The organism is Oscillatoria sp. CS-180 (assembly GCF_028330965.1).
Lineage (GTDB): Bacteria > Cyanobacteriota > Cyanobacteriia > Phormidesmidales > Phormidesmidaceae > Halomicronema.
Map to the genome: position 1 here is coordinate 202,150 of NZ_JAQMUB010000037.1, position 12,687 is coordinate 214,836.

11 protein-coding genes and 1 riboswitch are annotated in these 12,687 nt (G+C 50.6%); of the genes, 4 read left to right on the forward strand and 7 right to left on the reverse strand.

Annotated features, from left to right (window positions below):
* Window positions 1-5: 5 nt before the first annotated feature.
* Together PN498_RS09285 and psb29 are read right to left on the reverse strand one after the other, a co-directional pair.
* Complete coding sequence (locus tag PN498_RS09285; protein WP_272062444.1) at window positions 6-482, reverse strand: hypothetical protein; 477 nt, start codon at window positions 480-482, stop codon at window positions 6-8.
* A gap of 95 nt (window positions 483-577) precedes the next feature.
* Complete coding sequence (psb29, locus tag PN498_RS09290; protein WP_272062445.1) at window positions 578-1,354, reverse strand: photosystem II biogenesis protein Psp29; 777 nt, start codon at window positions 1,352-1,354, stop codon at window positions 578-580.
* Between the two features lie 238 nt (window positions 1,355-1,592).
* Between psb29 and PN498_RS09295 the strand changes: the two genes are divergently transcribed.
* The gene (locus PN498_RS09295; protein WP_272062446.1) at window positions 1,593-2,477 is read left to right on the forward strand and encodes a phosphodiester glycosidase family protein; all 885 of its coding nucleotides are present in this window, start codon (window positions 1,593-1,595) and stop codon (window positions 2,475-2,477) included.
* An 8-nt stretch (window positions 2,478-2,485) separates the two neighbouring features.
* On the opposite strand, the gene PN498_RS09300 is transcribed toward PN498_RS09295, so the two are convergent.
* The 4 genes from PN498_RS09300 to PN498_RS09315 all read right to left on the reverse strand — a co-directional run bounded on the left by PN498_RS09300 (window position 2,486) and on the right by PN498_RS09315 (window position 8,103).
* Window positions 2,486-2,725 carry a hypothetical protein gene (locus PN498_RS09300; protein WP_272062447.1) on the reverse strand — a complete coding sequence of 80 codons (240 nt, stop codon included), beginning with the start codon at window positions 2,723-2,725 and terminating at the stop codon, window positions 2,486-2,488.
* Between the two features lie 69 nt (window positions 2,726-2,794).
* Window positions 2,795-5,041 (reverse strand): glycosyltransferase, encoded by a 2,247-nt coding sequence (locus PN498_RS09305; RefSeq protein ID WP_272062448.1) that lies wholly within the window; start codon window positions 5,039-5,041, stop codon window positions 2,795-2,797.
* 211 nt (window positions 5,042-5,252) lie between these two features.
* The gene (locus tag PN498_RS09310) at window positions 5,253-6,869 is read right to left on the reverse strand and encodes a mucoidy inhibitor MuiA family protein (protein WP_272062449.1); all 1,617 of its coding nucleotides are present in this window, start codon (window positions 6,867-6,869) and stop codon (window positions 5,253-5,255) included.
* A gap of 442 nt (window positions 6,870-7,311) precedes the next feature.
* Entirely contained in the window at window positions 7,312-8,103 is a 792-nt protein-coding gene (locus PN498_RS09315) for a retropepsin-like aspartic protease family protein (protein ID WP_272062450.1), read from the reverse strand.
* Window positions 8,104-8,300: 197 nt separating this feature from the next.
* Here PN498_RS09315 and carA point away from each other — a divergent pair, with 197 nt between their 5' ends.
* Both carA and PN498_RS09325 read left to right on the forward strand, forming a co-directional pair.
* Window positions 8,301-9,452, forward strand: coding sequence for a glutamine-hydrolyzing carbamoyl-phosphate synthase small subunit (gene carA, locus PN498_RS09320; protein WP_272062451.1), 1,152 nt, complete (start codon window positions 8,301-8,303; stop codon window positions 9,450-9,452).
* Window positions 9,453-9,752: 300 nt separating this feature from the next.
* Entirely contained in the window at window positions 9,753-9,953 is a 201-nt protein-coding gene (locus PN498_RS09325; RefSeq protein WP_272062452.1) for a hypothetical protein, read from the forward strand.
* A gap of 128 nt (window positions 9,954-10,081) precedes the next feature.
* Here the strand turns inward: PN498_RS09325 and pdxA are convergent, their stop codons facing one another.
* The gene (gene pdxA / locus PN498_RS09330; RefSeq protein ID WP_272062453.1) at window positions 10,082-11,185 is read right to left on the reverse strand and encodes a 4-hydroxythreonine-4-phosphate dehydrogenase PdxA; all 1,104 of its coding nucleotides are present in this window, start codon (window positions 11,183-11,185) and stop codon (window positions 10,082-10,084) included.
* A 167-nt stretch (window positions 11,186-11,352) separates the two neighbouring features.
* Between pdxA and hemH the strand changes: the two genes are divergently transcribed.
* Complete coding sequence (gene hemH / locus PN498_RS09335; protein WP_272062454.1) at window positions 11,353-12,516, forward strand: ferrochelatase; 1,164 nt, start codon at window positions 11,353-11,355, stop codon at window positions 12,514-12,516.
* A gap of 71 nt (window positions 12,517-12,587) precedes the next feature.
* Window positions 12,588-12,684: riboswitch (TPP riboswitch) on the forward strand.
* Window positions 12,685-12,687 lie beyond the last annotated feature (3 nt).

Sequence of the window (12,687 nt, forward strand, 5' to 3'; positions counted from 1 at the left end):
GTCGGCTAAGGCTTCAATGCTTCGTCTAGCACTCGACGCGCAGATTCAGCGTGCGATCGCGCATCCCTATACTTCAGATTGCTTTGAGCAAAGGTTTTCAGCGTCTTAAATCCGTCTTTCAGGCTAGAAATTTGCTCCTCGGTAATGGGTTCATCGGTGAAGAGCAAGTCGACTAGCTTCCGAACCTGCAAGGCTTCCTCGCGGGAGTCCTGAGTCTTCATTTTCAAAGTCGCTAGATGACTCAAAACTTGCACGGCTTCGACAACCGCGTCTTCTTGACTCTTGACATCAGAAGTCGTTTCAGGCGTTTTCACTTCGATAAACTGCTGTGGGTCAAATCCATTGGCAAGGTTTGTGGGCAACTTGCCATCGTCCATCATTTCTACCAGCTGATCCATCGCTTTCTCTCGTGCTTTACGAGAATCTTTACCCGAAACGTTAAGAACAACCTCTGGACTTTGAGCGAGCGTGTACTGAACCATTGTCTTTCTTAGTTCACTTGAACTACTCAATCATAGATCATCCCAGAATAGGAGAGTGCCTGAAACGCTGAATAGCAATTTTTCTCAATCCTCTCTTACTCCTCTGAGCCTTCTCCAGTGGTCGTTGGGACAGGAGCACTATCAGACTTCTCAGGCGTTTCGTCATCAGCTGAGCCTGCTTCAGCTGATGACACTTTCTCTGCCTTTGCCTGAGCTCGTTCTTCGCGCTTCTTGCGTTCGGCCTCTAGCATTTCAGCCATGAGTGCTTTGGCTTGAACCATCTTGTCCAGATTACTGATGTATAGCTCGATATCCTTTTGGAGCTTGTCGAACGAGATCGAGAGTGTCTCTGCGGTCTCTTTCATAAAGGTCATGAGCTTTTCTTTGTCTTTGACTAGCTCAGGGTCAATTTTTTCCGTCAGCGTGTAAAGACCAATGCCGAAAGCACGGCTATATTTGAAGCGATCGCGCTCAGAAATCCCCTTCAAGATTCCAGCTAGCCCTTCCCCAGAAGAACTGTCGAGGGTTGTCAGCATGTTCTTGAAGGTATCCATGGACATGCCTTCGACCATACTCAAGACCTGTTGAGCATCGCCTCGATATTGTTCGGGAGAGGATTCAATGGACCGGCAAAGGGCAGAAAAAATGGGTTCGATATCGCCCTCCGGACGGTACCCTTCCATGAAAGTGTCGTACGTTGTAACGATCCCTAAGGCATAAATAGGATCGTAAACGAAGTCGCCACTGACAGAGAGGAGGTGCATCTCCACCATTAGCTCCTCAATCACTCGACGATAAACCGAAGTGACGGGGCGGTCGAAGTTATCGTAAAAAGCGCGCTTGGTGTCAGATACAGTGCGGACGTTGCTCACAGAAATTTGCCGAAAATACAGCTTTATTATTCTCGCTCTTAGCAGTCGGTTTGCCAAGCTACAAAACGCTGCATGAGGGTGTCAGGACTCGGAAATTTCTCAATTGCCTACAGCTGCAGTTCGCCTGTCGTACTGAAGCAACCAGAAACTCGTGATTTCAAGAAATCTGGGATAGGCTTTTGCAAAAGCTGCTAGAGAAGGCAATGGAGTCAAGGTGTAAAGGAGTCGGAAAAAATCCATGGTGAGGAAGACGAGGTTAGTGTGGGCTGCTAGTGCGATCGCCGCAGCAACGCCAATGCTTTGGTATAGCGCTATGCAATGGCAAAGACCTTCCCGAATTTCCGTTCCTCAGGCAGAACTGTTTGAAGGCATCACATATGAGCGCCAGATTCAGAATCAGCCTTGGCCGCAGGTGATCCACGTTGTTGAAATTGATCTGACGCAACCCAATTTAAAGGTGCTAACAAGTCCCGGTAATCCGGGCGACGACGGTTTAGAAACGATCGCTCAAACAACCTCAGATTTCGTGGTTCGCAATAATTTACATCTAGCCGTGAACGCCAACTTCTTCTATCCCTTTGACGAGAAAACACCTTGGAATTTTTACCCCCGTACGGGCGATCGCACCAACGTTTTAGGGATAGCTGTTGCGAACGGTGAGGGTTATTCACCCCCCGAGACAGAATGGCCGGCACTCTGCTTTGATGCCGCGAATCGAGCTGAGGTGACTGCGGTAGACGGCATTTGTCCCCCAGGCACGCAGCAGGCGATCTCGGGAATTCAGCATTTGCTGTGGGCAGGCCGTCCCGTACCTATCGAGACCGAAGACCGCGCCTATGCCCGAGTAATGGCAGCCGTGGATGAGAAGGGCGATCGGCTTTGGCTGGTTGTGGTGGACGGAAAACAGCCCAACTACAGCGAAGGGGCAACTTTAGCTCAACTGACCGAGATTGCCTTGAGCTTAGGAGCCGATGCTGCCATCAATTTAGACGGCGGTGGCTCCACAACGCTAGTGAGGGATACTGCCGATGGTCCCGTTCTGCTCAATGCCCCCGTTCACACTAAGCTGCCCATGCGAGAGCGTCCCGTTGCCAACCATCTCGGATTTCGGATTGCCGACTAGTCGCAGCCTCAGTGACAGGGAATGACCGGATTTTTCCGGGCTTGATAGTCGTGCAAGTCATTGACCAACCCTGCTGCAGAGACATCCTGTTCAGCCAATCCGGTTAATGTCTGTAGGATGATGTCCATCTCTTCTTGAGACAAATAGCCTGCGCAGCCGCTGCTGAGAGGAATTGGTAAGTCCAATTCGCGAGTTTGCGATATCTGCATTAGCCGCTGAGTTGTTTCCAAAGGGACTACGGTAATCATGATGATCTCCTTCAAAGTGTTGTTGTGAGCAAGGTTGGACTGAAGCTTTCTTTTGGACCCCCGGCTTCGTTACCCACGACTGACTAAGACGGGCTTGGGCTGCGGTTGTCGCTCGACCAAAAATCGGGGTCTCATCACTGATTTGATAATCAGCCACAAAGACTGTAATTCGTTAGGTGAACAGCGACTCTGCCACTGTCCTGGCCGACAGAACAGCATTTCCACGAGCTGTCGCTGCTGGGGAAGCGACAACGGTGCGAATTCAATGGTGAATGTGGGTACTCCCTCTTCCAATCGGGTTGAGGTGATCGTTCCAGGCAGTGTTAACTGCTCGTCCGCCAGTACCAGTTCAACAGCTTGGGGGGACCCGCTCTTGAAGGGAAGATCACGAGATTTGGTCAGAGAGACAGCCGCTGCGACTTCCGAAATCATGGTGGTGGTGCCCCAAAGCGTAGTTGTTTGCCCTTGGGGAGAGGTGAAATTTAACTGGGCAACCCGCTGGATTTTGAACCACTCATAGGGACTTGGACGGGGAGCATCCAGCAAGATCAACAGCGCCAGTCCTAGCATGATCAGGTTATAGGTGCTCCAAAGCCAGCCGATGCCAATGCCGCGCAAATGCTCAGCCGGGCTTGCCATCGTGACTAAGCAATGGCCCAAATTCACCCACAGACTCAGAGCTGTCAGACCAAAGACAATAACCAAGGGCCAAGCTAGCGACCAGTTGAAATGGTAGCGATCGCTCGCTGTTCCCTTAGGCGTCACCTTAAAGCCTTTGCTGAAAGGCCGTAACATGACTTGGAATACGGTCAGCGCTAGCGGAAAGGCCAGTACCAGTGAATACACATCCGACAGGAGGGCAGAGCGCGATCGATAGTTCAGCCAGGAGAAAACGCTGAGCTGCACTAGATAGAAGGGCAGGAAAAAGTAAACCAGTTCAGATTCTGTCGCTCTCAAGGGAATAATGCCCAGAAAGGCGTAAGCGAGAGGCATCAGCAAAAAGCCGACACGGGCAATGCTGCTGAACCAGTGAATTAATCCCTCGAAGTACGCCAGTCGTTGAATGGGTTTAAGTCCTGGAATGGTGACCGGATTGGACTGGATGAAGAAAGCCTGCAGGGTGCCTTGCTCCCACCGCACACGCTGTAGAGCATGGGTAGCAATATTTTCAGCCGCAAGTCCAGCACTCAGCTTCTCATTCAGATACACCAGTCGATAGCCTTTGGCTGCTAGCTGGATCCCCGTAAAGAAGTCCTCGCTTACGGCTTCGGTAACAAAGCCACCAATATCCTCTAAGGCAGTTCGCCGGACAACAAACGAGGTTCCCGCACAAACAACTGCTCCAGCGCCGTCTCTAACTCGTTGAATCTGTCGGTAGAACACCTCCTCTTCTGGAGTCAACACATCCTCAAGACCAAGATTGCGAGCAATAGGGTCAGGGTTATAGAAACTCTGTGGCGTTTGCACCAGCGCCACTTTGGGATCTTGAAAGAAGCCAATTGTGCGAGTCAGAAAGTTCCGGGTCGGTACGAAGTCAGCGTCAAACAAAACCAGCAGTTCGCCCTGCGTTTGGGGAATAGCGTGATTCAGGTTTCCAGCTTTGGCGTGACGGTTGTCTGGACGTGTGATGTATTCGCAGCCCAGCTCTTTAGCCAGAGCCTTGATAGCAGGCCGCCGGGTATCGTCTAGGAGGTAGATGGTCTTAGGACCGTACTCCATAGCCTGACAGCCGATTACTGTTCGCCGCAAAATGAACTCCGGTTCGTCATAGGTCGGAATCAGCACGCCTACTGTAGGCTGGTAGCTGCCGTCAAGAACTGTTTGAGCTAGCTGGTCAGCAGCTTTGCGGCGATCGCGCACCCGCAGCAACAAAAAAAGCTGAACCATACCGCTAGTTAAAATCAATAATTCCAGAGCGAATAAACCCAAGCTGAACACTCCGTCCAGTGGTGTACTGAGATTCAACGTTGCTGTGGTTCGCCAAAATAAATATCGGATGGTGAGCACGCCCAAAATCAGGATCACTAGCGTGCGGGACCAGGTTTGGGGTGTCGGTGAAATTCGCATCACGACCCAAACCAGCGCCATCAATGAAGCTGCCCAAAATAGGAAATAGTTACCCAACATCATTGGGGTCATGGCCCAACCGGGTGGATGCTGTTGCAAATGGTCGAGCTGCTGAAAGATCGTTGTAATCAAACCATTACCTGCAAACCAGGCGAGTGCGACGCAAGCAGCCAGCGCTAGCGTGCCAATCATCAACAGGGTGGCTAGCTGAGGACGAAACGAACGTTGTTTAATCTGTACAGAAGTCATGGGCGAAGAGGAGATGTACGACAGCGTGAATACTAGTCTCAATCAGGTGTCTAACTCCACTACACCTTCGCCGGACTACCTAAACTCCCTGTGAAATATTTCTGATAGTTTGATGAGAATGTAGCGCTCTTACCTGGATTTTGAAGGCTTTCCTAGAAAAACCTGATTCAAAAAGCCTTCTCATCCCCAGAAATTATCTGGATGGCTGTGTTTAGTCTTCGTTGAGGTCCGCGATCGCGATACTGTTGGGGTGCTCAATTACATATTCGTAATAGATGTGCTGAGTTGCTTGAGCTGCAAGCTGTAGCGCCCACCGACACTGATTGACTTCAGTCAGGGAGACGCGAGGCTCAGCTTTGGTCAAACGAATACGAATTGCTTTAGTGCGACTAATCGGTACCTGTTCAAGCACCATGACATTGATGGGGTAGGAAAAAGGATTGTACAGGGTGAGTCGATAAGCTCTCGAATGGCGACTTAATTCCCCTGATTGCGTCTCTCTCATAACCAGCTCTCGCTCAATAGGAATGCGTTCATCCAATCCCAAGTTAATTTGAAACGATTTTCCGGGCGAAATGTGATCGATGGTCTGTTCGCCGACATAAGCGCCTGCTCGAAACAGATGGAGGGTTCCAGGTAACAGCGGTGACTGCTCTGAGTTCGTAAACTCAGCAGACAAATAGAGCGCACGGCATCGCTGGGACAAGGCTACGTAGGTGATTTGGCTATCCACCTGAAGGTGGTTGAGTAAGACACGGTGAAGTTGATTGTTACTGGGTATCGTAGCGGGCGCGATCGCCTCAAAACTGATAGCCGGATTAACAGGACGCAGCACTGCGATTTCAGGTGCCGTTTCCTCAGCATCCATCGGAATCTCGCTTCCAGGAACCGCTCCCAACATGCGGTAGGTTTCGTCTAAAACAGGACTGCGCGATTTAATCCGAGTTCGGCCTCGCGGTTCTTCCTCAGGCTCTTCAATCGGAGGCGGTATTTGTAGAAGTCTGGGGTTGGCCACCGTTACAGATTTATCGGGTACCGCTGTGGAGACCGTAATATCAACTTCAGACCAATCCTCACCTGTGTTCTGTTGAATGCTAGCAATGCGATCAATCTGAAGCGATTGCTGATCGCTATCCAGGCGAACATCGTAGGCTGGATGCCACTGAGCTTGAGTAACGTCATAAACGACGCGAATTTGCAGGCTGCCCTCTTGGTGAATCTCCAAAGGCAACAACATTCGATATGGCGACGTTGAAGCCTGATCTTGAAACTGTTGCAAATGCTGTCTGGCCTGCTGGAGCTGCGAGTCGAATTCCTGCTTGAGGCGCTCCTTGGATGCAATTACTGCCGTATTTTGTTGGTATGACTGTTCAAAAAACGCCAGAAACTGAGCCACGTTTTCTAGAGTCATCGACTGCTGCGAGAGTCCTTGGGCGAAACTCAGCGCGGTCTGTTCCGAAAGCGCTTCAAGAAAGGTTTTTTGATGTCCCAAAGCTGATAGGACATCCTTGCAGTTACGAAAAGTTCCTTCTGCTTGGCGCACGCGATCGCTAATGGCCTTTTCATCCTGCCGATGTTGACTACTGGGGGGCAGTAGCTCTAGGCAAGGTTTCTGCAATACGCACGAAGCCGTTCCGCCGATGATGTGAGCTTGAATGCTTTCCGCTTGAAGCACACCAGGCAAAGGACTGAGTTCTAGGACTGTGTGCTGCTGGGTAACTTCAGCTTGTCCTTGACGAGTGACGCTGGCCCGATCCGGATACACCGTTACAGCGGTAATCTCAGTTTCGATCAAAATGGGGCTTCTAGAACCAGCAAAATCGGGCATCTGCACAACTAAATCTCTGCGATCGCGAAAGTCTGAATTAATAAGATTGCAATCCGTATCGGTCGGTTAAAGTCAGCAGGAAATCGTTTTTGCGGAACCGTATTTCCTCCGACCATACCGATGATGTTGTAGAGTTAGCACCTTACGTCCATTCATAAAAGACTCAAAAGGAGAAAATACAGGGATGCCCTTTCAAGACACACTGAGGTCTCCTAAGTAGGCAAGACAACAATACTTTTCCTACATCAGCCCTTTTAACTTATTTCTTCCGTCATCGAGTGGGGGGAATCAACCCATAAGAAGCCATATGAAACTTTGTAGAAGAACCCGTCTTTATTATTTCTGATTGAAAAGGATTATCCACATCATAGAAGCACCGCGAGGTTTGCAGAATATTTCGCAATATTTAGCATGAAAACTTTGCTGGTGGTGACGTTTCTATTTACTGATACAAATCGATTCTGGATGCGCCGATAGATAGACCGTACTCTCCATACACATCTTGACCCAACAGACCGACGTCTCCGCCAATTCCGACTACCAGATCTGTGACCACCAAATCACCCACTTCAAGAGTATCGACATAGCCAATGGGCACTTGTACTTGTCGTCCGTCTGCGACAACAAAGGTTGCTGTGCCCAGGCTCACGACGCCGATCTCATTTGCCATTGCCTGAGTAATTAACGTGGCTGATGCTCCTGTATCAAACATCATAGTGAACTGTCGAGAGCTTTGGTTTCCAGTCAGCGTGACCGGCACAACGGGTGACCCGCCCGGTAGGCGGTTGACAATGGGGATGCTTGCAATAAGTCCCGCAGGGCGCTCTGCCTCAGCAACTTGAGTCGTCGCAGGCCCTTTGCCTGCCGCGCGTCTCTCGGCTAAAACCTGATTCTGCTGATATTCCTGAATCTTCTGCTGCGCCGTTGCGTAATTCGGGTCAGCAGCAGGCACTTGCTGCATGTAAACGGCTGCTTGCTGCCAACGGCTAGCGGCCAGATTCCAGTCATCTGTCGATTGAGCTGACTGTCCAATTGCAACAGCGCTTTGTGCCCGAGTCACCCCCTCGTTGAAGAAATTCGATTGAGGAACCGCTGCTGGCTCAGGTGCAGGATTTTCTGAGGCAGATACGTTTGTCACGGGCGCAGTAGCCGATTCAGTCGATTCAGGCTCAGTCGTTGTAACCTCTTCCGAAGTTGCGATCGCACTTTCCTCAGAGACCTCGCTGTCTGGCATCTCACGGGCAAATGGCAGTAACGAGCAGCTCGAAAGAACGCAACTACTGGCACAAATCAAAAAAAGACGACGGCAAGAGCGAGTCATGAATCTTAACCAAAGGCGAAACGTTCAAATTACCCTCTCGGACATCAAGATTGTCCGTTATTCTTAAGGATGCCCTGTCGGTACACGCTTACACCCATTCTTGAGACTCTATGTTTTCTGACAATCTTACTCCAGCGCTGCTGGTTCTGGCAGATGGCTCCATCTACGAAGGATGGAGCTTTGGTGCACCTGGAACTGTGATGGGAGAAATTGTCTTCAATACCGCGATGACAGGCTACCAAGAAGTCTTGACCGACCCTAGCTACTGCGGCCAAATTGTTACTTTTACCTATCCAGAACTAGGTAATACAGGCGTCAACCCCCGTGATGAGGAGTCGCATCAAGTTCACGTCAGGGGCGCGATCGCTCGTAGTATTTGCCATCATCCTAGCAACTGGCGCATGGCTCAATCCCTGCCGGAGTACTTGAAACAGCATGGAGTTCCCGGCATTTTCGGTGTCGATACCCGCGCCTTGACCCGTAAGCTACGAGAGACGGGCGTGATGAATGGGGCCATTTCCACCGAGATTCTTGACCCGGTGGAACTCCTACGGCAGCTTCAGGACACGCCCAGCATGACTGGATTGAACCTGGTTGATGTCGTTACTACTACTGAACCCTACGAATGGAGAGAGGCAACGGAAACTAACTGGGAGTGTTTTTCAGATGAGGCTGAGATATCTCCTGCTAGCCTCACGGTGGTGGCGATTGATTTTGGCATTAAACGCAATATTCTGCGGCGGCTAACTCGCTATGGCTGTCGAGTCATTGTAGTCCCTGCTGACACACCCGCCGAAAACATTCTTAGCTACAGTCCTGACGGTATTTTCCTATCAAACGGACCGGGAGATCCTGCTGCGGTGGCTGAAGCGCCTGCCATTGTGAAAGCACTGCTGGACAAACAGTTGCCCACGTTTGGCATCTGCATGGGCCACCAAATTATTGGGCGATCGCTTGGCGCTGAAACCTTCAAGCTGAAATTCGGTCATCGTGGCCTTAATCATCCTTGTGGCGTGACTCAGCAGGTGGAAATTACCAGTCAAAATCACGGTTTTGCGCTAGATGCCGATTCCCTGACTGACGCCGAGGTCGAAATCAGCCATCTCAACCTCAACGATCGCACCGTTGCCGGAATTCGCCATAAAACATTGCCGCTCTTTTCAGTGCAATATCATCCCGAAGCTAGCCCTGGTCCCCATGATGCTGATTATCTGTTCCGTGAATTTGTAACCCTGATGCAGCAACATAAACAATCTGCATAACGCTGGGAATCCTGGAAATGCAACTTCAGCCAACTAGGTGAGTGCACCTGAGAGCATTTGGGTGCTAAGCACATCGCCTGATAGTTTGCTGTCTTGTCCTGACGAAACTGGCGACGGCCATAACGGCACTGCTCAGCGTGCAGTCTAATCTGGATGACGGTCCTTCAGTCTTGCGTTTTACCAAGAAAAGCTACTTTCTATAGCGATCGCTCCTTTTGGTAGCAACAGCTACAGTTTTTTGTTAGGATTTGCTCATAGCAGTTGTAACGGATATCTGCCGTTTCAGGAGAGAAGAAAGTAATGTCTACATTTGAACAAGCCCGTGCTTTAATGCAGCGCCATCACCACACAGTCAAGCGTCGTCAGCAGTCCATGCTGGGTCGCGTCAACTCTGAGATTGGGATGCCTGCTGAGACTGTTTCTCACTGGAGCCACATCCAGGGCAAGCCTAGCGCCAACGCTAGTGATAGCTACAACCGTAGCCATTCCGCTTTGAGCTAGTCTTTCAGACTGAACAATGACCAGCACGTGTCAGACAAGAGGGGTATTGGATTGCAGCTAAGCTAGTGTCATGCTTCATCCTAGCTCTTGCACTTTTGTAAGGCGCCATGCCATAGGTGAGAAAAAGCTCAGTTTCTTTGGAGGCTGAGCTTTTTTCTGTGGTTAACCAGCTCAATTGCTAGGGCGATCGCGGCCTCCATGCTTTCAGAGCGAGCGATACCTTGGCCTGCAATATCAAAGGCTGTACCGTGGTCGGGTGACGTACGGACAAAGGGTAGACCGATTGTGGTGTTTACCGCTCGATCAAAGGCCAGCAGCTTAATGGGGATTAGCGCCTGATCGTGATAAAGCGCTAAATAAGCGTCGTAGGGACTGGCCTCTGCAGTGCTGTACCAAGCTTGTCCAGCACTAACCCACAGCGTATCGGGTGGAACAGGTCCTGTTAGGCTGACGTGAGGATAGCTCTGCCGTGCCGTTTCTAGCCAAGGAATGAGCCAATCCTGCTCTTCTGTGCCTAGCTTGCCGGCTTCACCACTGTGAGGATTGAGACCCGCCACTGCAATGTGAGGTGTCGCCAGGCCAAAGTCTTGTTGCAAGCAGTCCACTAACAAATCAAGTTTCTGGGTCATTAGGTCAGCGCTCAGCGTCGTGGGAACGGCTTTCAAAGGAATGTGGGTGGTTGCCAGCAAACTGCGAAGGGACCACTGAGTGTGGGGGGATTGAGCGGCAAACATCATGCCAAATCGGGTGGCTCCTGCCTGTTCAGCCAACACCTCCGTTTGCCCTGGATAGAGATGTCCAGCCGCATGCCAAACTGATTTAGCAATGGGCGCTGTGACTACCGCGTCGAATTCACCTGACATGGCCCCCGCGATCGCTCGCTTCAGCCATTGAAAACTGGCCTCACCAGAAATTTTGCTTGGAATGCCGGGTTCGACATCCGCTAAACCCGAAATGAGTTGATCTGGCTCTACAACGGCGATTTGGTCAAATCGCGTCGTACACTGACCATTAGCCTCGAAAGAGTTTGCAATGGCCCTTAACCAAGCTTTATCAGCAACCAGCGTTATAACAGCTGTCGATTGAAAAGCCGGATGACCTAGTGCTTTTAGCGCAACCTCGGGGCCAATTCCGGCAGGATCACCTAAAGGAATGGCCAGCTTCGGAGGTGTTTTACCGGTTTTGAGGAAAAACTTGGATTGATCTATGTCAATGATTTCGGATTCTTTCATAAGCAATCCCTTTGCTAGTTTAGAATGTTGACACTTCAGGTGTTTGAGGCAATTGAACGCTTTTACGACACAAAACGAACAGGTATTTTGTTTCGAGTGTGTCCGATGGTTAAATCAATTGTTACGATAATTTTAGGAATTATTAGAAGTTTAGGATCTCAACCGTCATGGGCCGTGTAGGGGTATTGCTGCTGAACTTAGGTGGGCCAGAACAGCTAGAGGACGTCCGTCCCTTTCTGTTTAACCTGTTTGCCGATCCTGAGATCATTCGTTTACCAGTCCCTTGGTTGCAGAAGCCTTTGGCATGGTTGATCTCTAACAGTCGAGCTAAGCAGTCCCAGCAGAACTACAGTCAGATTGGCGGTGGTTCACCCATCAGACGTATTACAGAACAGCAAGCTGATGCCTTGAAGCAGCGATTGGAAACGGCTGGGCATGAGGCCGAAACCTATATCGGTATGCGCTACTGGTATCCGTTTACTGAGGAGGCGATCGCTCGCATCAAGCGTGATGGCATCGAAGAACTGGTCGTCCTTCCCCTCTATCCGCAATATTCCATTAGTACAAGTGGGTCCAGCTTCCGCCTGCTGCAAAAGCTTTGGAAAGAAGATCCTTCGCTGGAGCGAATTCGCTACACGGTGATTCCGTCTTGGTATGCTCGTCCGGGGTACGTTCGTGCCATGGCTGACCTCATCGCTCAGGAACTGGATCAGCTTCCAGATCCCAGTACTGGACATGTCTTTTTCAGTGCTCATGGTGTGCCAGTCAGCTACGTCGAAGAGGCTGGCGACCCTTACCAGCGTGAGATTGAACACTGCGTTGATTTGATTATGAAGGCGCTGGGCCGCAGTAATGAATACACACTGGCTTATCAAAGTCGGGTGGGTCCTGTGGAATGGCTACAGCCCTACACGGAAGACGCCATTGAAGAGTTAGCTGAGAGAGGCGTCAATGAGCTTGTAGTGGTTCCTATCAGTTTCGTCTCTGAGCACATTGAGACGTTGCAAGAGATTGACATGGAGTATCGCGAGATTGCTGAGGAGGCAGGTATCGAGACTTTCCTCCGTGTGCCTGCCCTCAACACCCATCCTGGGTTTATTGATGACATGGCCAAGATGGTGATGGAGGCTTTGGATTCTCCTCGTCGCCTCTTCTCTGACGTGGTTGAGCCGGATAAGAAGGTCAAGATTTATCCTCAGGAGCGCTCTGCTTGGGGGCTGACTCCAGTTGCTGAGGTCTGGAATGGGCGACTGGCGATGGTGGGTTTCTTGGCGTTGATTCTGGAACTTATGAGCGGTCACGGACCACTGCACTTGGTTGGTCTACTGTAATTCCGCTTTGCGCAGTGTTTTAAGCAACGTATCTCAAGCGATCTTCTGGCCAGGGTGGAGTGATACAATCACCTCCAAGCTAGGGGTGTCCGAGTGAATCGGGCTGAGATTATACCCTCAGAACCTGACCTGGTTAATGCCAGCGGAGGGAAGCGTTGATTGAGGTTACGA